Annotated in this window: 21 protein-coding genes and 4 tRNA genes; 10 read left to right on the top strand and 15 right to left on the bottom strand. The window is 69.7% G+C overall.

The window, feature by feature from the left end:
- Positions 1–451: 451 nt before the first annotated feature.
- Positions 452–1,735, bottom strand: a complete 1,284-nt coding sequence (gene murA, locus ACWIE7_RS16355) for a UDP-N-acetylglucosamine 1-carboxyvinyltransferase (protein WP_295653210.1) — start codon at positions 1,733–1,735, stop codon at positions 452–454.
- A gap of 72 nt (positions 1,736–1,807) precedes the next feature.
- On the opposite strand from murA, the gene ACWIE7_RS16350 reads away from it, so the two are divergent.
- Complete coding sequence (locus ACWIE7_RS16350; protein ID WP_452100906.1) at positions 1,808–2,380, top strand: cob(I)yrinic acid a,c-diamide adenosyltransferase; 573 nt, start codon at positions 1,808–1,810, stop codon at positions 2,378–2,380.
- 3 nt (positions 2,381–2,383) lie between these two features.
- Here the strand turns inward: ACWIE7_RS16350 and ACWIE7_RS16345 are convergent, their stop codons facing one another.
- The 7 genes from ACWIE7_RS16345 to ACWIE7_RS16315 form a co-directional block, all read right to left on the bottom strand.
- Positions 2,384–3,268, bottom strand: coding sequence for a LuxR C-terminal-related transcriptional regulator (locus ACWIE7_RS16345; RefSeq protein ID WP_454069966.1), 885 nt, complete (start codon positions 3,266–3,268; stop codon positions 2,384–2,386).
- A gap of 183 nt (positions 3,269–3,451) precedes the next feature.
- The gene (locus ACWIE7_RS16340; protein WP_454069965.1) at positions 3,452–4,738 is read right to left on the bottom strand and encodes a CobW family GTP-binding protein; all 1,287 of its coding nucleotides are present in this window, start codon (positions 4,736–4,738) and stop codon (positions 3,452–3,454) included.
- The gene (locus ACWIE7_RS16335; protein ID WP_452100904.1) at positions 4,726–5,511 is read right to left on the bottom strand and encodes an enoyl-CoA hydratase; all 786 of its coding nucleotides are present in this window, start codon (positions 5,509–5,511) and stop codon (positions 4,726–4,728) included. Before ACWIE7_RS16335 ends, ACWIE7_RS16340 begins: the two co-directional genes overlap by 13 nt.
- Before the next feature lie 72 nt (positions 5,512–5,583).
- A complete protein-coding gene (locus ACWIE7_RS16330; protein WP_454069964.1) occupies positions 5,584–8,826 on the bottom strand; it encodes an arabinosyltransferase domain-containing protein in 3,243 nt (1,080 codons plus the stop codon).
- Between the two features lie 235 nt (positions 8,827–9,061).
- Positions 9,062–9,138: transfer RNA gene (locus ACWIE7_RS16325), tRNA-Phe, on the bottom strand.
- Between the two features lie 47 nt (positions 9,139–9,185).
- A tRNA-Asp gene (locus ACWIE7_RS16320) sits at positions 9,186–9,262 on the bottom strand.
- Positions 9,263–9,743: 481 nt separating this feature from the next.
- Positions 9,744–9,816 (bottom strand) — tRNA-Glu (locus tag ACWIE7_RS16315).
- A 102-nt stretch (positions 9,817–9,918) separates the two neighbouring features.
- Here ACWIE7_RS16315 and ACWIE7_RS16310 point away from each other — a divergent pair.
- The 3 genes from ACWIE7_RS16310 (at position 9,919) to phoU (ending at position 12,172) form a co-directional block, all read left to right on the top strand.
- A tRNA-Lys gene (locus tag ACWIE7_RS16310) sits at positions 9,919–9,994 on the top strand.
- Positions 9,995–10,135: 141 nt separating this feature from the next.
- Positions 10,136–11,314, top strand: a complete 1,179-nt coding sequence (dusB, locus tag ACWIE7_RS16305; protein WP_454069963.1) for a tRNA dihydrouridine synthase DusB — start codon at positions 10,136–10,138, stop codon at positions 11,312–11,314.
- Between the two features lie 81 nt (positions 11,315–11,395).
- Positions 11,396–12,172 (top strand): phosphate signaling complex protein PhoU, encoded by a 777-nt coding sequence (gene phoU, locus ACWIE7_RS16300; RefSeq protein WP_452100900.1) that lies wholly within the window; start codon positions 11,396–11,398, stop codon positions 12,170–12,172.
- A 158-nt stretch (positions 12,173–12,330) separates the two neighbouring features.
- Here phoU and pstB read toward each other — a convergent pair whose 3' ends face one another.
- The 6 genes from pstB to ACWIE7_RS16270 form a co-directional block, all read right to left on the bottom strand.
- A complete protein-coding gene (gene pstB, locus ACWIE7_RS16295; RefSeq protein ID WP_230931511.1) occupies positions 12,331–13,107 on the bottom strand; it encodes a phosphate ABC transporter ATP-binding protein PstB in 777 nt (258 codons plus the stop codon).
- Between the two features lie 9 nt (positions 13,108–13,116).
- On the bottom strand, positions 13,117–14,028 hold the full coding sequence (gene pstA, locus ACWIE7_RS16290) for a phosphate ABC transporter permease PstA (RefSeq protein ID WP_454058260.1): 912 nt from the start codon (positions 14,026–14,028) through the stop codon (positions 13,117–13,119).
- Positions 14,028–15,080: a phosphate ABC transporter permease subunit PstC gene (pstC, locus tag ACWIE7_RS16285; protein ID WP_452100899.1), complete on the bottom strand. Its 1,053-nt coding sequence runs from the start codon at positions 15,078–15,080 to the stop codon at positions 14,028–14,030. Before pstC ends, pstA begins: the two co-directional genes overlap by 1 nt.
- A 128-nt stretch (positions 15,081–15,208) precedes the next feature.
- A complete protein-coding gene (gene pstS, locus ACWIE7_RS16280) occupies positions 15,209–16,321 on the bottom strand; it encodes a phosphate ABC transporter substrate-binding protein PstS (protein ID WP_452100898.1) in 1,113 nt (370 codons plus the stop codon).
- 250 nt (positions 16,322–16,571) lie between these two features.
- Complete coding sequence (mshD, locus tag ACWIE7_RS16275; RefSeq protein ID WP_454069962.1) at positions 16,572–17,513, bottom strand: mycothiol synthase; 942 nt, start codon at positions 17,511–17,513, stop codon at positions 16,572–16,574.
- Entirely contained in the window at positions 17,510–18,199 is a 690-nt protein-coding gene (locus ACWIE7_RS16270; protein WP_454069961.1) for a winged helix-turn-helix domain-containing protein, read from the bottom strand. Before ACWIE7_RS16270 ends, mshD begins: the two co-directional genes overlap by 4 nt.
- Before the next feature lie 82 nt (positions 18,200–18,281).
- Between ACWIE7_RS16270 and ACWIE7_RS16265 the strand changes: the two genes are divergently transcribed.
- From ACWIE7_RS16265 to ACWIE7_RS16250, 4 genes are all read left to right on the top strand, one after another.
- Positions 18,282–19,100, top strand: coding sequence for a DUF2993 domain-containing protein (locus ACWIE7_RS16265; RefSeq protein ID WP_454069960.1), 819 nt, complete (start codon positions 18,282–18,284; stop codon positions 19,098–19,100).
- A gap of 10 nt (positions 19,101–19,110) precedes the next feature.
- Positions 19,111–19,941, top strand: coding sequence for a sulfurtransferase (locus ACWIE7_RS16260; protein WP_454069959.1), 831 nt, complete (start codon positions 19,111–19,113; stop codon positions 19,939–19,941).
- 67 nt (positions 19,942–20,008) lie between these two features.
- Positions 20,009–20,509 carry a hypothetical protein gene (locus tag ACWIE7_RS16255; protein WP_452100893.1) on the top strand — a complete coding sequence of 167 codons (501 nt, stop codon included), beginning with the start codon at positions 20,009–20,011 and terminating at the stop codon, positions 20,507–20,509.
- 202 nt (positions 20,510–20,711) lie between these two features.
- Positions 20,712–21,386, top strand: coding sequence for an FABP family protein (locus ACWIE7_RS16250; protein WP_452100892.1), 675 nt, complete (start codon positions 20,712–20,714; stop codon positions 21,384–21,386).
- Between the two features lie 91 nt (positions 21,387–21,477).
- Here ACWIE7_RS16250 and ACWIE7_RS16245 read toward each other — a convergent pair whose 3' ends face one another.
- The gene (locus ACWIE7_RS16245; protein ID WP_454069958.1) at positions 21,478–22,386 is read right to left on the bottom strand and encodes an aminodeoxychorismate lyase; all 909 of its coding nucleotides are present in this window, start codon (positions 22,384–22,386) and stop codon (positions 21,478–21,480) included.
- A 38-nt stretch (positions 22,387–22,424) separates the two neighbouring features.
- On the opposite strand from ACWIE7_RS16245, the gene ygfZ reads away from it, so the two are divergent.
- Together ygfZ and ACWIE7_RS16235 are read left to right on the top strand one after the other, a co-directional pair.
- A complete protein-coding gene (gene ygfZ / locus ACWIE7_RS16240; protein ID WP_454069957.1) occupies positions 22,425–23,588 on the top strand; it encodes a CAF17-like 4Fe-4S cluster assembly/insertion protein YgfZ in 1,164 nt (387 codons plus the stop codon).
- Between the two features lie 311 nt (positions 23,589–23,899).
- Positions 23,900–24,079 carry a DUF3073 domain-containing protein gene (locus ACWIE7_RS16235; protein WP_452100889.1) on the top strand — a complete coding sequence of 60 codons (180 nt, stop codon included), beginning with the start codon at positions 23,900–23,902 and terminating at the stop codon, positions 24,077–24,079.
- Positions 24,080–24,102 lie beyond the last annotated feature (23 nt).

Raw genomic sequence — 24,102 nt, 5'->3', positions numbered from 1 at the left:
TCAAACAACACCCACACACCGATCCACCGCGATACACTCACCACAGCTTCACAGGGAAGATCCTGCAACCGCCGCCCTCCCGGGCAACTTCTCCAACCTAGCAGCAACAACTCCCAGTTCCAAAACCGGGCATTCTCACCGCCACACTCTCGAAGCCGCACCCCTTCGGGGCAACTTCTCCAGCCTAGCAGGCTCTCCGTCCCCGGTCAAAACCGGGACTTTCTCGAACCCGCCTCGCAAGAAGCAACCGCCCTGGTCCAAGGCCCGGAACCTCTCGGCCCGAACCCCGCTCCCTGGCGGCTCCGATAAAGTTACACGCACCCCAACACAACACCAAATCCCCAGGTCAAACAGGGTATCTCGAGCATCTGTCCGAGCAACTGCACTTCGGACGCGGCACCAAGCGGGTCCGAAACCGCCCTAAACCTCCAACAACGGGTAGGGATCCGGCCTATCGCTGGGTCGGGACCCGTTCGATGTCGCCGCCCAGGGCACGGACATCTCCCACGAAGTCGGAGTATCCGCGGTCGATATGGAAGACCTCGCACACCTCGGTGACATCGTCGGCGCACATGCCGGCCAGTACCAGTCCGGCGCCCGCGCGGATGTCGCTCGCCCACACGGTGGCCGAATCGAGCCGTTCGCGTCCGACGATCTTGGCGTGGTGACCGTCCGTCTCGGCATCGACGCCCATACGGACCATCTCCTCCACGAAGCGGAACCGCGCTTCGAAGAGGTTCTCGGTGACGACCGAGACTCCCTCGGACACGGAGGCGAGTGCGATCGCCATCGGCTGGAGGTCCGTGGGGAACCCGGGGAACGGAAGCGTCCGGATGTCCCGGGCGCGGGGCCGCCCCTCCTGGCTCACTCGAACCCAGTCGGTCCCGGTCTCCACCTCGGCACCGACCGCTCGAAGGTTCTCGAGCACCACGTGGATGAACATCGGGTCGATTCCGCTGACCTTGACGTCGCCGCGGGTCATCACCGCGCCCATCGCCCAGGTCGCAGAAACGATGCGGTCGCCGATCACCCGGTGGGTCACGGGCGTGAGCCCGTCGACCCCCTCGATGGTGATGGTGCTCGTACCGGCGCCGCTGATGCGCGCGCCCATCTCGTTGAGCAGGTCGCAGATGTCCACGATCTCGGGCTCACGGGCGGCGTTCTTCAGCACGGAGGTCCCCGGGGCGAGCACGGCCGCGGTCACGAACGTCTCGGTGGCGCCGACGGACGGAAAACTCAGGTTGTAGGAGGCGCCTCGTAGCTCGGTCGCCTCGGCAACCAGACGACCGTGGTCCATGTGGGTCTGCGCGCCCAGGGCGTTGAGCCCGTTCTGGTGCCAGTTCAGGGGACGACTGCCGATGGCGTCGCCGCCGGGCATCGCAATAACCGCTCGGTGATGCCGTCCGACGAGCGGGCCGAGGATGCACACGGATGCCCGCAGCCGCTGGGCCGCCTTGTCGTCGGCGACATGCCCGAGCTCGGACGGGGTGTCGATGACGACCGTGTCGTCGCTGATCTCCACCGCGCATCCGAGATGCCGCAGGACATCGGCCATCGCCGGAACATCGGAGATGCTCGGGCAGTTGGTCAGCGTGGTGCGGCCCTCCGCCATCAAGGCGACGGCCATCAGCTTCAGCACGCTGTTCTTGGCGCCGGCGACGGCGATCTCGCCGTTCAGACTCGTTCCGCCTCTGACGAGGAAGCTCTCCTCGCGGGACGTGGGGTTACCGCTCACGGGTCCACAGTATGCGAGATCTCGCCCGGAACCGCGGAACGACGTGGTGGTCGGCCGCGTAGGTTGACTGTCATGGCTGTTCATCTGACGAAGATCTATACCCGCACCGGCGACGACGGCTCGACCGGGCTGTCCGATTTCTCACGCGTGAGCAAAAACGACCCCCGGTTGGTGGCGTACGCGGACTGCGACGAGGCCAATGCGGCGATCGGCGTGGCGATCACCCTCGGTGGTCTCGACGACCGGGTGGCATCCGCGCTGCGAACGGTGCAGAACGACCTGTTCGACGCCGGGGCCGACCTCGCGACGCCGATCGAGGAGAACCCCAAGTACCCGCCGCTGCGTATAGAGCAGGCATACATCGATCGCCTCGAGGGCTGGATCGACGAGTTCAACGAGGAACTGGCGGACCTGACCTCGTTCATCCTGCCGGGCGGCACGCCGGCCGGCGCGTACCTGCACGTGGCGCGCACGGTGGCCCGCCGCGCGGAGCGGGCGGCGTGGGCTGCGGTCGAGGCCCACCCCGAGACCACCTCGGTGCTGCCGGCGAAGTACCTCAACCGGCTATCGGACCTGCTGTTCGTGCTGGGCCGTGTGGCCAACCCCGAGGGCGATGTCCTGTGGGTGCCGGGCGGCGAGCGCTGACGATCAGGGCAGGGCGCCCATCCGGCGGGCGGCGTTGACCGCCTCGAACCGGGTGTGCGCGTCCAGCTTGCGCATCACGGAGCGCAGGTAGCTCTTGACGGTCTCCGCGCCGATACCCATGTCGGCGGCCGTCTCGATGTTGGTCTTGCCCTGGGCCACGCAGGCCAGCACGTCGAGCTCGCGGCGCGAGAGCCGCGCGGTGGGCATCTCCGGCGGCGGGGAGACCATCTCGGCGCAGATGCGCTCGAGTTCGGCCCGGACGTCCGGGTCCTCGGTGCGAGAGGCCAGCATCCGCAGCCGGGCGTGGGTCTCCCGCATCCGCTCGTTGGACAGCACCTCGTCCCAGCGGCCCTCGCCGGCGCCGGGCCCGACGGGCGCGGCACCGCGGGCGGCGAGCGCGTCGTTGACCGCGATCTCTTGTTCCAGGGCGCGCGCGGTCGCGGCCATCTGGTTGAGGACCTTCTCGCCGAACCGGACTGACGAGTGCACGCCCGCGTACAGCACGGCGCGGACGTCCTTGCCCACCAGGACCGGGATGGCGGCCATCGACCGCAGCCCCTCGGACAGCACCGGCAGGTCGTACTCGTGGGTGATCACGCCGGCGCGCGGGTAGTCGGCCACGCCGACGGGCTTGCCGGTGGCCATGACACGTCCGCCGACGCCGGCACCGTAGTGGACCATGAGGTCCTTCATGGCCGAGGTGCGCATTCCGAGCGACTCGGAGAGCACGAGGGTGTGCCCCTCCCCGACCACGCCACCGATGGTGACGGGGATACCGGTGGAATCCCGCAGCGCGGCGATCGCACGACGGACCGAAGCAAGATCCCGCTTGCGCTGCTGAGCGTCGCCGGTCACGCCACCGCTTCGGCCGCTCTTCTCCTCGTCCACGCGGTCTCCTCACTCGTCCGTGCACCACCCCCACAGCAGGGTCGTCTGCTCCCCCCGCACGTGCGACACACCACTATCGTCAGCGCCACTATACGCACGTGGTCGGGGCGCCGCCGACCGGATCTCGGACTCGGTGGCCGAGCGGCCGGGGGTACCGGTGCTCACTTCCCGCCCGAGCCCGCCTCAGGGGGTGAAGGCTGGATCGAATGCCTCGGGATCTTCGGGGTCCACCATCATCGCGGCACTGCCGGTGACCGGCGTGGACCGCTGCTCGTCGTAGATCCATTCCTCCACATCGCTGGAGTCCGGGTCACCGATCAGGTACGGGTGCAGGCCCAGCGCGGCATCGGCGTCGACCGTCTCGCCGGGTGACAGCACCGCGTCGTCGAGGAAGCCGGCGACGTCGTCGTCGTCCATCTCCACGCCGATCACCACGAGACCGTCAGGTACCGCTCCCCCGTCGTCGACGGCCGCGTCCTCACCCACGGCGCGCAGTTCGAGCCGGCGCCCTACGAGCGCCACCTCGTAGCGGCGCGGACCGTCGACGGTGGCCAGGGTCAGTGTCCCCTTCGCGCGATACGCGCCGGTGGGCGGTGTCGCGACGGTCGTGAGGAAACGGCGCGGGTGCAGGTGGCCGGCGGGCCTGACGGTGACGGCGGTGTAGGCGTCGTGGAGGTGCGGGTGGTCGTGGTGCCCGGGGTCGCCGTGGTCGCCGCCAACCGGGCCGTCCGACTCGGCCGCCGCGGTGGTCGCTGCGGTGGGCACCGCGGTGGGGGCGACGCCCAACAGCAGGCCGGCGGGAACGGCACCGCGCACCGCGGGCAACACCGGGACGCGCGGCGCGTGGGCGCGGATCGTCGTGCGCAGCGCAGTGAACCGCTCGCGGGTGACGAGGTCGCATTTGTTGACGACGACGAGGTCGGCCTCCGCGAGGTGCGTGGCCAGTCGCGGGTGGCGCGCCATGGCGTCGTCAAGGCCTTCGGCGTCGACCACCTGGATCATCCCGGCGTGACGCACGATGTCGCGGGGTACGTCATGCACCATCCGCGACAGGATGGCCGGCTCCGCCAGTCCGCTGGCCTCGATCACCGCGAGATCCATGCCGAGCTCGGGGTCGGCCAGGCTGATGAGCGCCTCGCCGAGTTCACTGGCGTCGACCTCGCAGCAGACACAGCCGTTGGCCATCGAGACCATCGAGTCGACCTGACCGGCGATCGCGCCGGCGTCGACGTTGATGTCGCCGAAGTCGTTGACGATGGCCGCGATCCGCAACCCGGGCGCGCCGGAGAGCAGGTGGTTGAACAGGGTCGTCTTCCCGGCGCCGAGGTAGCCGGTCAGGACCAGGACCGGCAGGGGCTCGCCGGGGGCGCGGTGGATCCCGGGTGCGGGTGCGGGGCCGGACTCGACGTCCCGGCCCCGCGCCTCACCCTGCGGCTGCTGACTCAGCGGCGGTTCGATCAGCGCTGCCACTCGGGCTTGCGCTTCTCGGCGAACGCAGACATCCCCTCGGTCTGGTCCTCGGTGGCGAACAGCGCGTAGAAGGCGTTCTGCTCGGCGAGCAGGCCCTCCTCGAGCGTGGTCTCGAAGGACCGGTTGACGGCCTGCTTGGCCACCGCGGCGGTGGTCTTGCTCATGGAGGCGATCTTGTCGGCGACCTTCATGGTCTCCTCCAGCAGCTCGGCGGCCGGCACGACACGGGTGACCAGTCCCGAGCGCTCGGCCTCATCGGCGTCCATCTGGCGGCCGGTCAGGCACAGGTCCATGGCCTTGGCCTTGCCCACGGCGCGGGTAAGACGCTGCGAGCCGCCCATTCCCGGGATGACCCCGAGGGTGATCTCCGGCTGGCCGAACTTGGCATTGTCGCCGGCGATGATCATGTCGCACATCATGGCGAGCTCGCAGCCACCGCCGAGAGCGAAGCCGGAGACGGCCGCGATGATCGGCGTGCGGGCGGTGGTGAGGCGCTTCCAGTCGTGGAAGAAGCGCTCGAGGTAGATGCCAGGGTAGGTCTTGTCCTTCATCTCCTTGATGTCGGCGCCGGCCGCGAAGGCCTTCTCCGAACCGGTGATGACGATGCAGCCGACGCCGGGGTCGGAGTCCAGCCCCTCGACCGCCTCGACGACCTCCTTCTCCATGGCGCTGCTGAGCGCGTTGAGCGCCTTGGGCCGGTTGAGCGTGATGATCGCGACGCGATCCTTCTGCTCGACGAGGATGTTCTCGAACTGCTTTTCCGTCACGGACATGCGGTGTCTCCAGTCTGCGTCAGCGGTTACTTGGAATTCCTTGTAAAAAGCTCCGGGCCCGATGCTAGCCCGTCACCGGGCCAGCGGTCCCCCGTTCCACAGCCCCGACCGTACGACCTCGCCGTGCTCGACGGTCGCTGGCGTCGCCTCGGGGAGGATCGGCGTGTACCGCACGAGGGAACCCCAGTCGCGGTCCCAGTCGTGCTCGAGGTAGGTGGGCACGGTCTCGCCCTCCTGGAGCAGCTCGATGAACCCGAGTGGTCCGCCACCGTCCCAGTCCTGCCAGGTGTTGGTGGAGCTCACGGCCAGGCCGCGGTCGGGCAGAACACGGTATTCGGGCAGCTCGTGGATGCCGGCGAACTCGTCAAACGGACGTAGGCACGGCACGTGGAACGCCACGGCCCAGTCGGGCAGCACCGGACGGGTGTGGCCGACCAGCTCCTGCATCGTGACGAGCTCCGGCATGCGCGGCGGGGTGAACGCGATCCACCGCTCCGGGTCCGGATCGAGGTCGCGCACCACCAGCCGGATCGCGGTGACGTCGGCGGGCATCGAGTCCATGGGCACGCGCAGGTTGCGCCATGCCGGCGCGGGGCCGATGTCCTCGGGCACCACCACGCCGGCGGGCTGGAACGGCTGGCCACTGGTCGCGTACTCCACGATCAGCGCGTCGCGGGCGAACTCGCCGGCCACGGCGACCGTGATGAGCGGGTGCTCGTCCGAGCGCTCCGGCAGCGGGTACCAGTCGGTGGTGGTCTCGGCGTTGAACTGCGCGCCGGTCTGGTGGCTGCCGAGTACGGGCACCCGTCCCGGGTCGAGGCCGAACGGCAGCACCGCGTGGCTGCCGTTGATGCCCTCGGCCATGCGAACGCCACCCTCGGTCCCGGCGGTCGTCGACGTGGTGTCGGACCCCTCGCCGGTGCCGGGCGTGTCGGTGTCGGCGGCCTGGGTCGCCGTGAGGTCGGTGCCGATACCGTCCGGGTGGAACCGGACGGCCTCGCCGCCGGCCTCGAGCTGATCGCGCGGCTCACCGAGGGGCTCCAGGAGCCCGGCGTTCGCGTCGGGCTCGGCGAGGACCGCGTCGGCGATGCCACACGGTTTGCCGGCCAGCGCATTGAGGTTCTGCAGACCCACGGAGTAGGCGGGGTACTGGTTACGTACCGCGGCCGCCATCGAGGCGACGATGACGACGACGACGAGCGCAGCCGCCAACCCGAGGGGCGCCTCCGACAGATCCCGCGCCAGGCGGACGACGGGGCCCCGATCGCGGGGCGGGGTCTCCTGCCCGGCCCGCGTCATGAACGGCTCGCGATAGTGCAGGACCAGGGCGGCGAGCAGCGACAGGAGCATCAGCCCCAGGAACACCGACGACAGGGCGATCCCTCCGATGGAGGGCTGGGCACCGCCCCACGGGATGCCGTAGATGGAGATGTACCACCAACCGTTGGTGGAGGTGAAGCTCAGCGCCAGGATGAAGAACACGGCTGCCAGGAACAGCATCCGGTTGCGCAGCGAGCGGGTCGCCGCCGGCAGTACCGCCATGGTGACGAGCGCGGCGAGCGCGGCGCCGATGGTCGCGAATGCCCCGAAGTGGTGGGTCCACTTGGTGGGGTTGAGCGCCATGAACACGATCGACATGGCGGCCATGCCGACGATGCGGCGAGCAGGCCCGACCGAGACGCCGGGGATCCGGCCCTTGCGGAACAGGATGGCCGCGCAGGTGATGAGCGACAGGAACATGGCCAGCACCCCGAAGCGGCGTGCGAGCGAGCCGTCCGGCGTGGGGTTCAGGAGCCACTCGTAGCGCCAGACCTCCTCGTACCAGCTGCCGCTGGGGCCGACCTCGCCGAGCAGTGAGGACGACTGCAACGTGGTGACGAGCGGCTGGTCGAGGAAGATCAGGTGCAGGATGCCGAGCCCTGCCGCGACCAGCGGGGCGATGGTGGGGATCCATCCGTCCCGCCTGGCTCTACGGATGATGAGCAGAAGCAGCGGCCGCGAGGCGGCGATGATCACGGCGATGCAGAACGTGCCGGTGGGCGCCGCGGACAGCGTGAGCCCGCCGATGATGAAACCGATCGCGGCCGGCAGGAGCCGGCCGGTCGCGAGTGCGCGCTCGAGCGAGACCCAGGTGGCCAGGACACCGAACGCGATGATCGGCTCGGGGCGTAGCCCGTTGTTGTAGGTCAGCCAGAAAGCGAGGAAGACCGCCGCCGTGCTCCAGCGGACCGCGGCCGCGCGTCGGGCTGCGATGCCCAGGCGCGGGATGACCTCTCGCGAGAGCAGGATCCACGAGCCGATACCCAACAGCAGCGCCGGGAGTCTCAGCCACACGCTGCCGAGCGTGAACGTACTGATCGCCGTGTACAGGTAGTACGGCATCCCGAACGGCGCATACGGAGCTCCGTAATATCGGAACACCTCCGGCATGTATCCACTGGAGACCGCCGCACGCGCCTCGGTGAGGATGTAGCCGTCGTCCGCGGTGTTGGCGCCGATGATGTGCCACACGAGGAGGATCGCCACCACGAGCAGGTCCAGCGGTCGCGGCTTCCACCAGCCCGGCGGCAGCACGCGTCGCCCGGCCCGGCCGTCGCGGAGATCGAGTCGGTGCAGTGCCACGAGCGACACGAGGATCGCGAGGATGCCCACCACGATCGCGATCTGCTTGATCACGGTCGCCTGCGTCGTATAGCGGGAGTCCACGGTGATGTCGACGGACATGCCTTCCGGCGCGGCCCCCTGGAGATCGGAGAACACGCCCACGACCTGGGGGCGTAGGTCCTCCTCGACCCGACCGCCGATTCCCTGCCCGTCGACCTCGAGGCCCAGGAACTCCGCGCCGATGGATCCCGAGTCGGCGACGACCCGGATCGTGGAGCATGCGCCGGGCGCGGCCACGGCATCAGTGGGCGCCGAGGCGATGAGTGCGTTGCGGCTGCGCACCTCGACGTTCGGGCCCGCGACCGACACCATGAGGGCGCGCGCGCCGGCCTCTTCGCCTGCCTGACGTGGCGCGGTGGAGACCAGCACCCCGTCTTCACGCCCCTGGTCACGCAGCTCCTGCACCGCGGTACAGGGGACGTCGACGGTGATGTCGAGCGGGTAGTAGGCGACCAGAGGTGCAGTGACCGGGTCGACCGTCCCGTTCTCGGGCCAGCTGATGGTCGAGGTGGTCTGCGTGACGGGCAGCAGTGGCACCACGATCGCCAGCAGAATTCCGATGAGGCCGCTGACCGCGGCGACGACTCCCCATCGCGGCCCCTTCCGGGGCTTCTCGGGAGCGGCGCGGACCTCGCTGGCAGTCGATGGCATGGCGTCCACGCTATAACGAGCACCTGACAATCCCTGAAACCGTGTGACCGTTCGGTGACCCCCGGCACCGCGCGTCGCTGCCCGCCCGCCGGTCACGGCCTTCCGGGCCGCGCGCTCCGGAGATGACGACCCGGAAAATGCGACGTGGACAGGGCATCGCAACAGAGATGGCGCAGCATTTATGCCGCAGAAATGACGAACGCGCCGAAGGGATTCCCTCCGACGCATCATGTCGTGGTGGCCAGGGCCGGGATCGAACCGGCGACCTTCCGCTTTTCAGGCGGACGCTCGTACCAACTGAGCTACCTGGCCCTAAGACAACCGGCGCATCCGGTGAAACCGAATGCGCCGGTCATCTCTGGCGACCCTGACGGGACTCGAACCCGCGACCTCCGCCGTGACAGGGCGGCGCGCTAACCAACTGCGCCACAGGGCCTTGCTCTTCGCTGTGCTCTTCGCACGAGAAAGAACATTAGTAGACGCGATGCGGATAACGCAAATCGGGCAACCCAGACCGTGCTTTGCACAGGTCAGGACGCTTTTCTTCGGGTGCTCGATGCCCGCTGCCCGCGACCGCGCATCGCGCACCGCCTGCAGCCCGGCCGATCCCATCCGGACCCCCTCCCAGGAGGACGCACTCTCCACCCTCGCCCCCGTCCGTTGGGGCCACACACCCTCCACCTTCCCTCCGGCTCCTTACACCGGCCCGTTGCGCTGCCCCTCGGTCGACTTACGCACCTGGTCTGCTCAGATCGGTGCTACTTACGCGCCCGGTTTGGTCCATTCCGGACGCGCAAGTCCATCGCAGGCACAGGTACAGGTGCCGCTCGACCCGGCCGGCCGCCCCTCCGCCCGAACTCCGAAATGCAGGAAGTCCCGGCCACCACCACCGTGGTGACCGGGACTTCCCGATCGCGTACCCCCTACGGGATTCGAACCCGCGCTGCCGGCGTGAAAGGCCGGTGTCCTAGGCCGCTAAACGAAGGGGGCGCCGCCACGTCCGGGGTCACCGGTCCGCAGCGGGATTCAGTCTAGGGCACCATCCGCCGGGCGACTAAACCGCCCGCGGAAGCGACCGGTATCGTGTCCGATGCCCCTATAGCTCAGTTGGTAGAGCTACGGACTTTTAATCCGCAGGTCGCCGGTTCGAGCCCGGCTGGGGGCACCACTACCTCTCGGCCCAGGCGCAGGTGCAGACCGGGGCATCGACCTCGGCCGATACCGAATCCGCCGCTCTGACGCCGCTGCCGCCCTGCCCCGCCGGGTGCGCATTTTGGACCTGCCCGCCGAGCGCTGGGACACTTACGGTATGTCCGCTCCCACCGCCCCGTCGGCACCCGCACTGCGCATCGGCCCCTACGCGCTCGACTCACCGGTCGTCCTCGCGCCGATGGCCGGTGTCACCAACGTCGCGTTCCGCACGCTGTGCCGTGAGTTGGAGCAGGAGCAGCAGGGTTCGGTGTCGGGTCTGTACGTGTGCGAGATGGTCACCGCGCGGGCGCTGGTCGAGCGCCAGCCGGCGACGCTACACATGGCCACGTTCGCGCCCGAGGAGTCTCCCCGCAGTCTGCAGCTGTACACGGTGGATGCCGAGTACACGTACCAGGCGGCCAAGATGATCGTCGACGAGAACCTGGCCGACCATATCGACATCAACTTCGGATGCCCGGTCCCCAAGGTCACGCGCCGCGGTGGCGGGTCCGCGATCCCCTACAAGCGCAGACTGTTCCGTTCGATCGTCGCGGCCGCGGTCCGCGCCACCGAGGGCACGGATATCCCTGTCACGGTGAAGATGCGCGTCGGGATCGACGACGAGCACCACACCCATCTCGACGCCGGCCGGATCGCTGTCGAGGAGGGCGCCCAGGCGGTCGCGCTCCACGCCCGCACGGCCGCGCAACGCTATTCGGGTGAGGCCGACTGGTCGCAGATCTCGCGTCTGGTCGAGCACGTCGGCGCCGTCTCGGACGTGCCCGTGCTGGGCAACGGCGACATCTTCTCCGCCGAGGACGCGGTGCGCATGGTCGATGAGACCGGCTGCGCGGGCGTCGTGATCGGCCGCGGCTGCCTGGGCCGGCCGTGGCTGTTCTCCGAGCTCGCCGCGCGCCTGTCCGGCCGCGAGGCCCCGACCCCTCCCACGCTCGGCGAGGTCTCCCGGATCATGTACCGCCACGGCGAACTCCTCGCGCAGCATCACGGGGAGGACAAGGGGATGCGCGACATCCGCAAGCACGTCGCCTGGTACCTGCGCGGTTTCCCGGCCGGCTCGGAGAAGCGTGTGGCCCTGTCCGCCGTCCGCACCCTCGACGACCTGGCGGAGATGCTCGCCGATCTGCCACCGGACGAGCCGTTCCCCGCCGACGGTTACGGCCCGCGCGGCCGCCAGGGCTCGCCGTCGAAGGTGCTGCTCCCCGAGGGCTGGCTCGACGATCCGGAGGATGACGCGGTGGCGCTCGAGGGCGCCGACGCCCAGAACTCCGGCGGCTGATCCTCGTCCCTTCCGAGATGTTCACCGGGCGTTCATGGCTGCTCCCCGATCGCGCGGTTGACATGCGGGTATCCTGTTGACATGCGTCTTGTTTACTCCGAAGAACTCGCGGACCTGGCCACGTCCATGGCCAGAATGTGCTCGTTGGGTACCGACAACATGGAGCTGGCCACGCACGCGCTGCTCCAGGTGGATCTGGTCACCGCCGAGAAGGTCCTCGAGTCCGCCTCGGAGATGTCACGTCTGGCCACGGAGAACGAGGAGCGTGGTTTCGCGCTGCTGGCCCTGCAGGCCCCGGTCGCGCGCGATCTGCGCCAGGTGGTCACGTCCATCCAGCTCGTGCAGGACCTCGTCCGGATGGGCACGCTCGCGTGTCACGTCGCGAAGATCGTCCGGCGTCGCCACCCGGAGCCTGTACTGCCGGAGCCGGTCAACGGTTACTTCGCCGAGATGGGCCGCGTCGCCGTCTCGCTGGGCCGCTCGGCCACGGAGGTGCTGCTCAACCGCGATGCGGAGCAGGCAGCGACTCTCGCCCAACAGGACGACGCGGTGGATGATCTGCGCCGCCACCTGTTCACCCTCCTCACCGTGCGGGAGTGGAAGTACGGGGTCGCGTCGGCGGTGGATGTCACGCTGCTGGCCCGGTACTACGAGCGCTTCGCGGACCACGCCGTCGAGGTCGCGCAGCGCGTGATCTTCCTGGCGACCGGCGAGTACGCCAATCTGGGCGAGGACGACCCGGACCATTCCTCGACCCCCAACGAGGAGCTGGTCCGCCGGTTCACCGAGACGGACCGCAGCTTCCAGGAGCGGCGCGCGAACGGCCCGGCCTCGGGCGACGAGCCGTCCGGGGAGTGACGGCCGCCGGGACGGGGTCGACGACGACGAGACGCCGCGGCCCCGGCCCCACCCACTCGGGAGGACGCCCCTCCCCCGACGCATGACATCAGAACCGCCCCCGGTTCCGGCCAGTAGACCGGAACCGGGGCGGTTCTGATGTGGAGGGCTGTCTCGGCTCAGCCGAAGCGGCCGGAGACGTAGTCCTCGGTCTGCTTGTTCTCCGGGTTGGAGAAGATCTTCTCGGTCGCGTTGACCTCAACCAGCTGGCCGGGCATGCCGGTGGCCTCGAGCGAGAAGAAGGCGGTCTGGTCGGACACGCGCGCGGCCTGCTGCATGTTGTGCGTGACGATCACGATGGTGAACTCGCTCTTGAGCTCGGAGATGAGATCCTCCACCGCGAGCGTCGAGATCGGGTCGAGCGCGGAGCAGGGCTCGTCCATGAGGAGCACCTGGGGCTCGATCGCGATGGCGCGGGCGATGCACAGACGCTGCTGCTGACCGCCGGAGAGGCCGCCGCCGGGCTTGTCGAGGCGGTCCTTGACCTCGTTCCAGAGGTTGGCGCCGCGCAGCGACTTCTCGGCCACCTCATCGAGCTTCTTCTTGTTCTTGACACCCTGCAGGCGCAGGCCCGCGACCACGTTCTCCTTGATGGACATCGTCGGGAACGGGTTGGGACGCTGGAACACCATGCCGATGGTGCGGCGTACGGCGACGGGATCGACGCGCTTGTCGTAGATGTCCACGCCGTCGAGCTTGATGGAGCCCTTGACGGAGGCGCCCGGGATCTCCTCGTGCATGCGGTTCAGCGAACGCAGCACGGTGGACTTGCCACAGCCGGACGGCCCGATGAAGGCGGTCACCGAGCGCGGCGGGACGTGGAGATTGACGTCCTTCACGGCGTGGAAGTCGCCGTAGAAGATGTCGACGTTCTCGAGGTCGAGTCGCTTGGCCATTGGGGGTCCTTACTTCGTCTTGGGCGCGAGCGCCTTGGCGGCGAACGTGGCGAGGACGTTCGCCAGCGCGATGATGATGATGAGGGTGAGGGCGGCGCCCCAGATCCGGTACTGGCCGGCTTCGTTGGGGTTCGAGAGCTGGTTGTAGATGAGCAGCGGCAACGAGGCCATGTTGCCCTCGAACAGGTCGTAGTTGTAGCTCGCCGTGTAACCCACGAGGATCAGCACCGGGGCGGTCTCGCCCATGACGCGGGCGATCGCGAGGAACATGCCGGAGATCATGCCGGACAGTGCGGTGGGGACCACGACGCTGACGATGGTCTTCCACTTGGGCACGCCGAGCGCGTAGGAGGCCTCGCGCAGCTCGTCCGGGACCAGTTTGAGCATCTCCTCGGTCGAGCGCACGATCAGCGGCAGCATGAGCAGCACGAGCGCGAGGGCCACCGCGAAGGCGCTGAGGCTCAGCTGGAAGAACGTGACCCACACGCCGAAGATGAAGATGGCGGCGACGACGGAGGGGACGCCGGCGAGGACGTCGACCATGAAGGTCGTGGGCTTGGCCAGCCTGGACTCGGGGTACTCCACGAGCATGATGCCCGCGGCGACACCGAGCGGGATCGAGATGACGGCCGCGATGAGCGCCTGGACGAGGCTGCCGTAGATCGCGTGGCCGACGCCGCCGGCCATGGAGGACGGGGCGACGAGGAAGAACGAGTTGGTCCACCAGGTCGGGTTGAGCACCGCGGGCAGGCCCGAGGCGATCACCTTGTAGAGCAGTGCGACCAGCGGGATCACGGCGAGCACGAAGCACACGGTGAACAGGGCCGCGGCGGCCTTGTCCTTGACCTTGCGGCTGCCGGAGATCGGCAGGAAGGTCTCGGCCGGCTTGGCCGGCTTGGCGAGGTCTGTCGTGGGGGACATCAGCCGTTGACCTTTCCACCGGACACCGAGCGCGCGATGAGGTTGACGATGAACGTGAGGATGAAGAGCACCAGGCCGGCGGCGATGTACGCGCCGGTGGGCAGCGGGTGGTTGAACTCGGCGCTACCGGAGGCGATCTTCGAGGCGAAGGTGAAGCCGCCGTCGAACAGCGACAGCGTGCTCGGCGAGCTCGCGGCACGCAGGATGATGAGCACCGCGACCGTCTCGCCGAGGGCACGACCGAGCGCGAGCATCGAGCCCGCGATCATGCCGGACTTGGCGTACGGGAAGCAGGTCATCCGGATCTTCTCCCACTTGGTGGCGCCCAGGGCGAGGGCGGCCTCCTGGTGGAGGGAGGGGGTCTGGCGGATGGTCTCGCGCGACATCGAGGTGATGATCGGCAGGATCATGATCGCGAGCACGATGCCGGCGGTGAAGATGGTGCCGCCACCGGCGATGGAGACGTTGCCGTTGCTGAAGAGGAAGAACCAGCCGAGGTTCCGGTTGAGCCACTCGGCGAAGGGCACCATCCACGGGCCCAGCACGAGGAGGCCCCACATGCCGTAGATGATCGACGGCACGGCGGCGAGCAGGTCGATGAGCGCGGACAGCGACCGGGACAGCTTCACGGGCGCATACTGCACGAGGAACGTGGCGATGCCGATCGCGACCGGCACGGCCAGCAGCAGGGCGAAGATCGAGCTCAGCACCGTGACCTTGAGCAGGTCGAGGATGCCGAAGCGCATGTTCTCCGGATCGGTGGTGTTCCACTCGGACGAGGTGAAGAAGTTGACCTGGTCCTGCATCACCGACGGGGTCGCCTGGGTGACCAGAACGATGCCGATGAGCGCGATGAGCGCGACGATGACAGCACCCGCGGCGACGGTGAGGCTGCGGAAGACGGTGTCCCACTTCTTCGAGGACTTGGCGTCCAGAAGACTGGTGTCGCCGCCCGTGTCCGAGTTCGGCGCGAGACCGGAGCCGGGGTTGAGCGCGCCGGAGCCGGCGCTGTTCTTGTCGGCGTCGCGGTCGACGGATTCGTGAACTGTCATGAGACCTTCAGTCGCTCGGGGAAAAAGCGGTCGTGCCGGGCAGATTGTGCGGTTCAGCGGCTAACCGCCTCAGCCACCGGGCCCGCCCCGCGTACGTTGCGGGCCCGATGACCGAGGACGCGGGCGGATCAGGTGATGCTGTTGATCGCGTCGGTGAGCTTGCCGCGGAACGCGTCCGGGATCGGGATGTAGCCCTCGGCCTCGAGCTGGCCCTGGACCTCTTCGTTCACGGCCACGTTCAGGAAGGACTTCACGGCCAGGGCCGTCTCGGGATCGGAGTAGTGCGAGCACACGATCTCATAGGTCGGCATGATGATCGGGTACGCACCCCCGACCTCGGGGACGTAGAACGACGAGGTGTCGATGACCAGGTCGTGCGAGTCCTCGTGCAGGAGCTTGGCCGAGTCGATGGTGGTGCCGGCGGTCTCGGCGTTGAGCTCGACACCCTCGGCGTCGGCCGGGGTGATGACCTTGACCATGCCGAGGTCCTGGCTCTTGGCGTAGGACCACTCGGTGTAGGTGATGGTGCCCGGGGTCTGCGCGACGGCCGCGGAGACGCCCTCGTTGCCGCGGGCGCCCTCGCCCACGCCACCGTTGAAGGTCTTGCCGGCCTCGTGGCTCCAGGCGTCGCCGGCGGCGGCCTCGAGGTACTTCTGGAAGTTGTCGGTGGTGCCCGACTCGTCCGAGCGGAAGATCACGGTGATCTCCTGGTCGGGGAGCTCGACGCCCTCGTTCTCCGCGGCGATGGCCGGGTCGTTCCAGTTGGTGATCTCGCCCTGGAAGATGCGGGCCAGGTTCTCGGCGGACAGCGCCACGTCGACACCGTCGAGGTTGTAGGCGATCGCAATCGGGCCGAAGACGGCCGGCAGGTTCCAGGCCGGGCCCTCACAACGCTCCTCGGCGGCGAGGTACTCGTCGTCCTTGAGCGGGGAATCGGAGCCACCGAAGTCGGTCTGGCCGCCGATGAACTCCTTGACGCCCGAGCCGGAGCCGTTCGAGTTGTAGTCGAGCGTGTGGCCGTCACAGCTCAGGGCGTAGGAGTTGGCGAAGATCGTCATCGCGTTGTTCTGCGACGAGGCGCCGGACGCGTTGAGGGTCGCCTTGCCACCGCACTCGACACCGGGCAGAGCCTTGGCGGCCGTCTCGTCACCGCCGCCGGTGTTGTCGTCGGAGCAGGCGGCGAGGCCGACCGTCGTCAGGGCGGCGAGCCCGAGCAGGGCACCGGTGCGCTTGAAGTCCACAGATTCTCCTTGGTTCGTCCGGCGGGCTCCCCACCGGGCTCGTTCGTGGCGACTCTCGTCGCGTCGTCGGGCCGGGCGAACGCCCCGACGGGGAGAGAACCTAAGGCTCTGACGTGAACAACCCCGCGAATGCAGGTGAACGGTGAATGAACTGCCAGCGTGGGGGCTGTTCACCTGGGTCAGGGGCAACCGCCACGGGCACCCCCACCTGGGGCGTTCCTGAGAATCCCTCACGGAGTGCCAGCCGAAATCAACGGGAGGTATAGGTCACATCAACGTGTTCGACCCCGAACCCGAGCCTCTCGTAGGTGCGGATCGCCGGACGGTTGTCCCCCTCCACATAGAGGACGACGGACTCCGCACCGGCGGGCCCCTCCAGATACTCGACGCCCACGGAGGTGAGCACGCCACCCAGGCCGCGCCCCTGGTCCGCGGGGTCGACGGCCACGACGTAGACCTCGCCCTCCACCGGTTCACCGGGCTCGGCGACGGTCTTGGTCCAGTGGAACCCGGCCAGTCGCGGCCCGCCGGAGGTGTCGACCGCGAGGAACACCGCCCCCGTGTCGACCCAGTCCACGGCCAACCGCTCGTCGAGCTGCGCGGCCGTCCAGCCGCCCTGCTCGGGGTGCCAGTGGAAGGCCGCGTTGTTGACGCGCAGGAACTCGGAACGGGCGTCCATGCCCGGCCAGCGCTCGCCGCCCTCCGACACCGCCTCGGCGAGCGTGCCGAGTTCGATACCCTCCACCGCCCGCCGCTCCGGCAGCGCCAGCCCCTCGGAGCCGCGTCGCCGCATCTTGAGCAGCTCGCGCGTGCGTGTCAGTCCCACCGAGCCCGCGAGAGCCACCGCGGAGGGCAGGTCGCCGTGCGCCCAGACGGCGGCGGCGGGTTCGCGTTCGAGGACGGCGCGCAGGAGCTGCGCGCCGATCCCCTGCCGCCGATGGTCGGGATGGACCACGAGCTCGACGGTCGCGTCGTCGCCGGTCCCGTCGATCTGCGCGTAGCCGACCGGCTCGCCCTCGGCACCACCGGCCCGCGCCACGAGATGCCGCACCGCGCGGGCCTCGGCACCACCGTGCAACGCGCGCAGGGGTTGTTCCCCGAGCGGCGCCACGCCGTCGGCCACCTCGGCCGCGCGTGCCACCGCCTCGATCCGCTCGGCGTCCAGCGCGTCCGGTGCCGTCTCGACGATCATGCGTCCCCTCCGTCTTCCCTGGGGTCCGTGGGCCGGACCGCCTTGTACCCGACGTTACGGACAGTGCCGATGAGGGACTCGTGATCCGGCCCGAGCTTGGCCCGTAGCCGCCGCACGTGCACGTCGACGGTGCGGGTGCCGCCGAAGAAGTCGTAGCCCCAGACCTCCTGGAGAAGCTGCGCCCGGGTGAACACGCGCCCGGGGTGCTGGCACAGGAACTTGAGAAGCTCGAACTCCTTGTACGTGAGGTCGAGCGGCCGCCCCTTGACACGGGCGACGTAGGTCTCCTCGTCGATCACCAGCTCGCCGACGGTGATGAGGCCGGAGCCGTCATCGTCGGGAGATGTGTGCCTCGCGGCCGCCAGACGGAACCGGGCGTCGACCTCCGCGGGGCCGGTGGTCGGCAGGAGGATGTCGTCGAGGCCCCAGTCGCCGCTCACCGCGATCAGACCGCCCTCGGTGACCACGGCGACCACCGCGACCTCCCCCGTGCCCGCCAGGAGCCTGCACAGGGCCCGGGACGCGGCCAGATCGGTCCGCGCGTCGACCAACACGAGCGCCGCATCGGCCAACTCGCCCACCGACGAGGCCTGTGGCGGCAGCACACTCACGGTGTGCGGCAGCAGGGGCAGCGACGGCACGACGGCGTCCGGGTCTGCTTCCACGCTGAGGAGCACCACTTCCATGTCGTTTCCTCTCCGCGTGGGGAACGGGATGATACTAGCGAGCGACACCCGCGTTTCCGTGAATGGAGTAGACCTGAATCCCATGAGCATCCCTCGCATGGCCGTCGCGGCGCTGGCGGTCATGGCCGTGCTCGCCGGGGGCGCCTTCACGGTCGACTCGATCTCGGCGTCCCGTCTCGAGGCGGAGATCTCGGCCCGTATCGCCCCCGATCTACCGGGCGCGGGGCCGCCGTCGGTGATGACGGGTGGCCCCTTCTCGCGCTGGTCAGGCCCGGACACGCTGTCCTCGGTGTCGATCCGCGCGGAGGGCGTCGAGCGCCCGGGGCTGGGGCCGGTGGCCGTCGAGGCGGTCGCGACCGATGTCCACGTGCCCGACGTGGATGGCGACACCAACGGTGCGGTCGACCCCGACCGCCCTGGAGGAGACGACCGGGATGACGACGACGCCGACGCCCGATCGGCGGACACCGGCCTGAGCGCCGAGTCGGTGGAGGTCTCCGTGCAGATCACCGGAGACTCCCTCGCGCCGACCCTGCGGATGCGCGACGTGCTCATCGGGGCCGCCGACGACCACAGCCTCGCCGGCGGGACCGAACACCGGGCCCGCGTCACGGGAACGCTCATCGAGTCGGGCGAACGGGTCTCGGCGTTCGTCGACCTCGTCGTCGACGCCTCCGGCGCCCACCTCGTCCCCGTGGCCGCGGCGACCGGGCCCGGCGGCGTCCCCGACCAGGACCCCGAGCTCGCGATGCGCAGCGTCGCGCTGACCTTCGCCCCCGACCTGCTGCCCCTGGGCGTCCCGGTGGACACCCTCACGGTCAAGGCCGGGACCCTGACGGCGTCCGGCACCGTTGGCCCCGGCACCCCGCCGCTCGACGGCCTCGTGCGCGGGGACCTCTAGACTCGCCCGTATGAGTCGCGACGACGTACTGGTCAGCACCCGCTGGGCCTCCTCGCGCCTGGCCGACGACTCGGTGGTCTTCCTCGAGGTCGACGAGGACGTGGCGGCTTATCACTCCGACGGCCACATCCCCGGCGCCGTCGCGCTGAACTGGCGGACCGAGTTGCAGCAGGAGTTCACACGCGACCTGGTGGACCGCGAGCGCTTCGGCGAGCTGATGTCCGAGCGCGGCATCTCCCGCGACCACACGATCGTGGTCTACGGCGGCAACCACAACTGGTTCGCCGCATACGCCTACTGGTACCTGCGGCTCTACGGCCACGCCGATGTGCGACTGCTCGACGGTGGCCGCATGAAATGGGAGCGCGAGGGCCTCCCGCTGGAGAACGAGCTCCCGGAGCGGCCCGCCACCGACTACGTGGCCGATCCCCAGGACCTGTCGATCCGCACGTTCCGGGACGACGTCCTGGCCGGGCTCGGCAGCGACGCGCTGGTGGACGTGCGCTCGGTCGACGAGTTCACCGGCCGCCTCTCCGCACCGGCCGGGCTGCCGCAGGAGGGCGGTCGTCAGCGCGGGCACATCCCCGGCGCGGTGAGCATCCCGTGGAACCGGGCCGTCACCCGCGACGGCACCTTCCGGCCCGACGCCGAGCTGCGGCAGATCTACGCCGACCTGATCGAGGACCCGGACCGGCGCGTGGTGGCATACTGCCGCATCGGCGAGCGGTCGAGCCACACCTGGTTCGTGCTGCACGAACTGCTGGGGCAGAAGAACGTCGTCAACTACGACGGCAGCTGGGTCGAGTACGGCTCGCTCATCGGCGTCCCCGTCGAGCGCTGACGCCCCCGCGCCGCCGGTCAGCGGCGAGACCTCCCGCGAGTGGGTCCGGGTGACTAGGCTCGAGGGCATGTCCTTGATCTCCAGGTCGCTCGGCATGGCCGGGCGCGCAGCCGTTGTCGCCGTCGGTGCCTCAGTCGCCTCCGCTGTGCTCGTGGGCATCGACCAGCGTCGCGGTACCGCCCCCGCGATCCCCGACCACCCGGGCCCGTACTCCCCTGAGGAGCGGGAGGCCGCGGTCCGGACGTACCTCACCGCGCTGACGCTGCCGGCGGCCGCGTTCCGGGTCCCTTTCGCCGAGGACTGCGTGCGGCGCGAGAACGGCCTCCGCACCGGCTTCGGGGCCACCCACCTGCGGTGGGACCTGCACCTGCATCTGCAGTACTCGACCATCCGCGAGCTGCGGGACATCGAGATCACCGTCGACCCGCCGGGGCGTGAGGGGATCGTGCACGCGGAATTCACCATCGTCACCGTGGTCGGCCTCACCGCCCGGGTGCGGGAGGACTTCACCGTGCCCGCCGAGGACTGCCTCATCCACGCGATCGAGGCCCGCATCTCGCTGAGCTGAGCCGCCCCGGCGGCGCCGGGCCCTCACCCCCTCGCGCGGGACTATGGGACTCCCCGGCACCGACCGGCGGGGCCCGGGGTTAGGATTGGGCCATGGTGCTCTTCTTCGAAATCCTCCTCGTCCTGTGCTCGCTGATGATCCTGTGGGCCACCTGCTACATCGTCTACCGCACGGTCACCGACGAGTCGTGACGGACAGCGGCATGACCAACGCCGAGGACCCCACGTCGCCCGCCCCCGACGAGGGTGAGGGCCAGCAGGTCGTACCCGGTTCCGGAAACGCCGCCGTCGACGCCGCTGTCGAGCGGTCCGAGCAGACCGCCGGCCGCAACATCGCGCCGTTCTCCGAGCTGCCGGTCGCCGAGGACACGGCGAACCTGCGTTTCGGCCCCGATCTACACCCGGGTCTTCTCGCCCTGCTCCCGCTCGTCGGCGTGTGGGAGGGCGAGGGCGAGGCGGACACCTCCGACCGCGGCCAGCACCGCTTCGGCCAGCAGGTCATCGTCTCGCACGACGGCGAGAACTACCTGAGCTGGAGCTCGCGCGCCTGGACCTTCGACTCGGGCGGCGCCGTCGACGCGGCCGCCTACCGCGAGTCCGGTTTCTGGCGGATCTCCGAGGACGACCAGCTCGAGTTCCTCGTGACCCACGCCTCCGGCGTCATCGAGATGTACTACGGCAAGCCGCTGACGCAGTCGGCTTGGGAGATGTCGACGGACGTCGTCATGTCCTCGCCCACCGGCCCGCGCATGGGCGCCGCCAAGCGCATCTACGGGATCGTCGAGGGCGGGGACCTCGGGTGGGTCGAAGAGCGCGTCCACCCCGAGAAAGGCCTCGTCCCGCGGTTGTCGGCTCGCCTGAGCCGCGTCGCCGGCTGACACGAGCACCAAGCAATACCGGCTCTGCCCGGCCTGCGCGGTCACTGACCGCGGGCCGGGCAGAGCCGGAGCCATGTGCGGGCCGGTCGGTTCAGGCGCGGCCGACCGCCCGGTCCACCATCCCCGCCACGTCGATCCCGGGGTCGGCGGTGGGCAGGGCCACGTCGTCGATCCGGCGCACGCGTGCCACCAGCGTCACCGACGAGACCAACCACACCGCGTCTGCGGCGAGCAGATCGGCGACCAGGAGCCGCTCGCGCCTGACGGTGACCCCCTCCCGCCCGGCGACCTCGGCCATCGCGCCCAGCGTCGTGCCCTCGAGGATGCCGATCTCCTGCGGCGGGCTGAGCAGTTCGCCGTCGCGGGCGATCACCACCGTCGAGCGCGGCCCCTCGAGGACCTCTCCGTCGGAGGACACGTAGACCACGTCCTCGAAGCCGTTGGCGGCCGCGTGCCGCAGGGCCGCCATGTTGGCCGCGTAGGACAGCGTCTTGGAGCCCAGGAGCATCCACGGGGCGCTCGCGCCGATGTCGGAGGCATAGCCGCGGCTGAGCACCGTCACGCCGATCCCCTCGGCGCGGGCCCGACGCGCCTGCGGCCCCACCGCCGCGACCGTGATGTAGGCCGTCTCCGCGCCGCCACGCTCGGGGCCCCGCGACAGCACCAACCGCAGCATCCCCTCCGACCCCGCGCCCCACTCGCGCGCGGCCAGGTCGATGGCGGCGAGCCACTCCTTGTCGGAGGGCCCGGTCAGGCCCAACGCGGCCGACGAACGACCCAGGCGCGCCAGGTGGCGCCCCGGTTTGGCCGGGCGACCACCCACCACCAGCAGCGTCTCGAAACACCCGTCCCCGCGGACCGCCGCCAGGTCGTCGGCGAGCAGGAGCGGCTGGTCCGATGGGTGGACGCGAGGGCGTCTGCCGTCCGGTCCGCCCGCGACGAGGACGACCACCCGCCGCGTGTCCGGCTGATCCGCTGTGCTCTCCGCTGCAGTGCCCATGGCGGCAACGATACGACGAGGTACGTAGACTCGCGATCGTGAACGTCCCTGCTGTGCCCGACCGGATCGAAAGCGACTACCGGAGCCCGATTCTGGACCGACCCGGCGCGGTGGATGCGGACAGCGCCTCCCCCGACGTCGGAGTCCCCTTCCACTACGGAGACCCGCTCGGTGAGCAGCGGGCCGCGGACGCGGGGGCGGTGATCATTGACAGGTCCCACCGCGACACGCTGACGATCAGCGGCGGCGAGCGGCTGACCTGGCTCGAGGGGTTCGTCTCGCAGCACGTGTCCGAACTCTCCGATGGCGAGGGGGCCGAGACGCTGGTCCTCGACGCCAACGGGCGCGTCGAGCACCACGCCCTGCTGTCCGACGTGGACGGCACGGTCGTTGTGGACACCGAACGCGGCCGCGGCGGCCCACTGCTGCAGTTCCTCACCAAGATGGTGTTCTGGGCCGACGCCGCGCCCGTCGAGTCCGACATGGTCGTGATGACCATGGCCGGCACATCCCTCCCGGAGGCTCTGACCGCCCCGGACGGCACCGACGTGACACTGCCCGTCGGGGACTACGCCAGCGTCGCCCTGCCCGGCGGGGGCATCGCCCGCCGGATGCCGTGGCCACTGAACGGTGCGATCGATCTGGTGGTCCCCCGCTCGGGGCTGACCGCATGGTTCGACGCCGCGGTGGCCGCCGGGGCCCGGCCCGCGGGCTCGTGGGCCTTCGAGGCTCTGCGTGTCGCGGGCACCACCCCGCTACGGGGGCGGCTCGGCGTGGACACCGACGAGAAGACCATCCCGCACGAGGTCAGCAGCTGGATCGGCGCCGTCACCCAGCAGGGCGCCGTCCACCTGGACAAGGGCTGCTACCGCGGCCAGGAGACCGTCTCCCGCGTCCACAACCTGGGACGCTCGCCCCGCGTGCTCGTGCGGCTCCAGCTGGACGGGTCCGTCGGGGACGACTCGGTGGTGACCGGCGCCGAGGTCCGCGCCGGCGGGCGGCCGGTCGGCCGTGTGGGCACCGTCGTCCAGCACCACGAGGACGGCCCGGTCGCGCTGGCTCTGCTCAAGCGGGCCGTGCCGGCCGACGCCGAGCTGGACATCGACGGCGTGGCCGCGTCCATCGACCCGGACACCTTCCCCCAGGACACCGGGCCCCAGGCCGGCCGCGAAGCCGTCAAGCGCCTGCGAGGGCAGGCCTAGCGGGCTCGCCCACCGCGTTCCTGTGCGGCCGCGACGGCGGGCCCATCGGTCTCTCGTCCGGCCCGCGCCGGCTCCTCGTTCGGCCCGAACCGGTTTCTCTTCGGGGTGGCGCCGGTTTCTCGTTCGCGTCGCGCCCGTTTCTCGTCCTGGTCGACCCCGCCGCAGGCCCCGACGACCGCAATTTCGCTCACCCCACGACACCCGGGCGGACATTCCGCGCCGGGCACGCTATCCTGTGCTCAGGCAGATACTCACACTTGCGATGGGCACCCCCGAGGTGGCCCAGCACCGTTTCCGAGGGGGTCAGGTCAATGGGCCGAGGCCGCGCGAAGGCGAAGCAGACCAAGGTCGCTCGCGAACTGAAGTACAACACTCCGCAGACGGATCTTGAACGTCTTCAGCAGGAGTTGTCGGGAGGACCGTCGTCCACCCGAGTGGAGGAGGACGACGACCCATACGGGTCGTGGTCCGGCAGCGACTCCAGGTACTGATCGCACACTCGACTACGCAGAGG

The organism is Dietzia sp. NPDC055343 (assembly GCF_053645265.1).
Note: the sequence above shows the minus strand (reverse complement) of the source record. Positions and strands in the feature narration are given on the sequence as shown.

What these genes read in the sequence shown, in the direction of transcription:
- pstC (WP_452100899.1), bottom strand. Translation starts at nt 15,080, where the DNA reads ATGACAGTTCACGAATCCGTCGACCGCGACGCCGACAAGAACAGCGCC.
- ACWIE7_RS16330 (WP_454069964.1), bottom strand. Translation starts at nt 8,826, where the DNA reads ATGCCATCGACTGCCAGCGAGGTCCGCGCCGCTCCCGAGAAGCCCCGG.
- dusB (WP_454069963.1), top strand. Translation starts at nt 10,136, where the DNA reads ATGTCCGCTCCCACCGCCCCGTCGGCACCCGCACTGCGCATCGGCCCC.
- pstA (WP_454058260.1), bottom strand. Translation starts at nt 14,028, where the DNA reads ATGTCCCCCACGACAGACCTCGCCAAGCCGGCCAAGCCGGCCGAGACC.
- ACWIE7_RS16245 (WP_454069958.1), bottom strand. Translation starts at nt 22,386, where the DNA reads ATGGGCACTGCAGCGGAGAGCACAGCGGATCAGCCGGACACGCGGCGG.
- ACWIE7_RS16255 (WP_452100893.1), top strand. Translation starts at nt 20,009, where the DNA reads ATGTCCTTGATCTCCAGGTCGCTCGGCATGGCCGGGCGCGCAGCCGTT.
- ACWIE7_RS16335 (WP_452100904.1), bottom strand. Translation starts at nt 5,511, where the DNA reads ATGTCCGTGACGGAAAAGCAGTTCGAGAACATCCTCGTCGAGCAGAAG.
- phoU (WP_452100900.1), top strand. Translation starts at nt 11,396, where the DNA reads ATGCGTCTTGTTTACTCCGAAGAACTCGCGGACCTGGCCACGTCCATG.
- ACWIE7_RS16350 (WP_452100906.1), top strand. Translation starts at nt 1,808, where the DNA reads ATGGCTGTTCATCTGACGAAGATCTATACCCGCACCGGCGACGACGGC.
- ACWIE7_RS16250 (WP_452100892.1), top strand. Translation starts at nt 20,712, where the DNA reads ATGACCAACGCCGAGGACCCCACGTCGCCCGCCCCCGACGAGGGTGAG.
- ACWIE7_RS16235 (WP_452100889.1), top strand. Translation starts at nt 23,900, where the DNA reads ATGGGCCGAGGCCGCGCGAAGGCGAAGCAGACCAAGGTCGCTCGCGAA.
- mshD (WP_454069962.1), bottom strand. Translation starts at nt 17,513, where the DNA reads ATGATCGTCGAGACGGCACCGGACGCGCTGGACGCCGAGCGGATCGAG.
- ACWIE7_RS16270 (WP_454069961.1), bottom strand. Translation starts at nt 18,199, where the DNA reads ATGGAAGTGGTGCTCCTCAGCGTGGAAGCAGACCCGGACGCCGTCGTG.
- pstB (WP_230931511.1), bottom strand. Translation starts at nt 13,107, where the DNA reads ATGGCCAAGCGACTCGACCTCGAGAACGTCGACATCTTCTACGGCGAC.
- ACWIE7_RS16265 (WP_454069960.1), top strand. Translation starts at nt 18,282, where the DNA reads ATGAGCATCCCTCGCATGGCCGTCGCGGCGCTGGCGGTCATGGCCGTG.
- ACWIE7_RS16260 (WP_454069959.1), top strand. Translation starts at nt 19,111, where the DNA reads ATGAGTCGCGACGACGTACTGGTCAGCACCCGCTGGGCCTCCTCGCGC.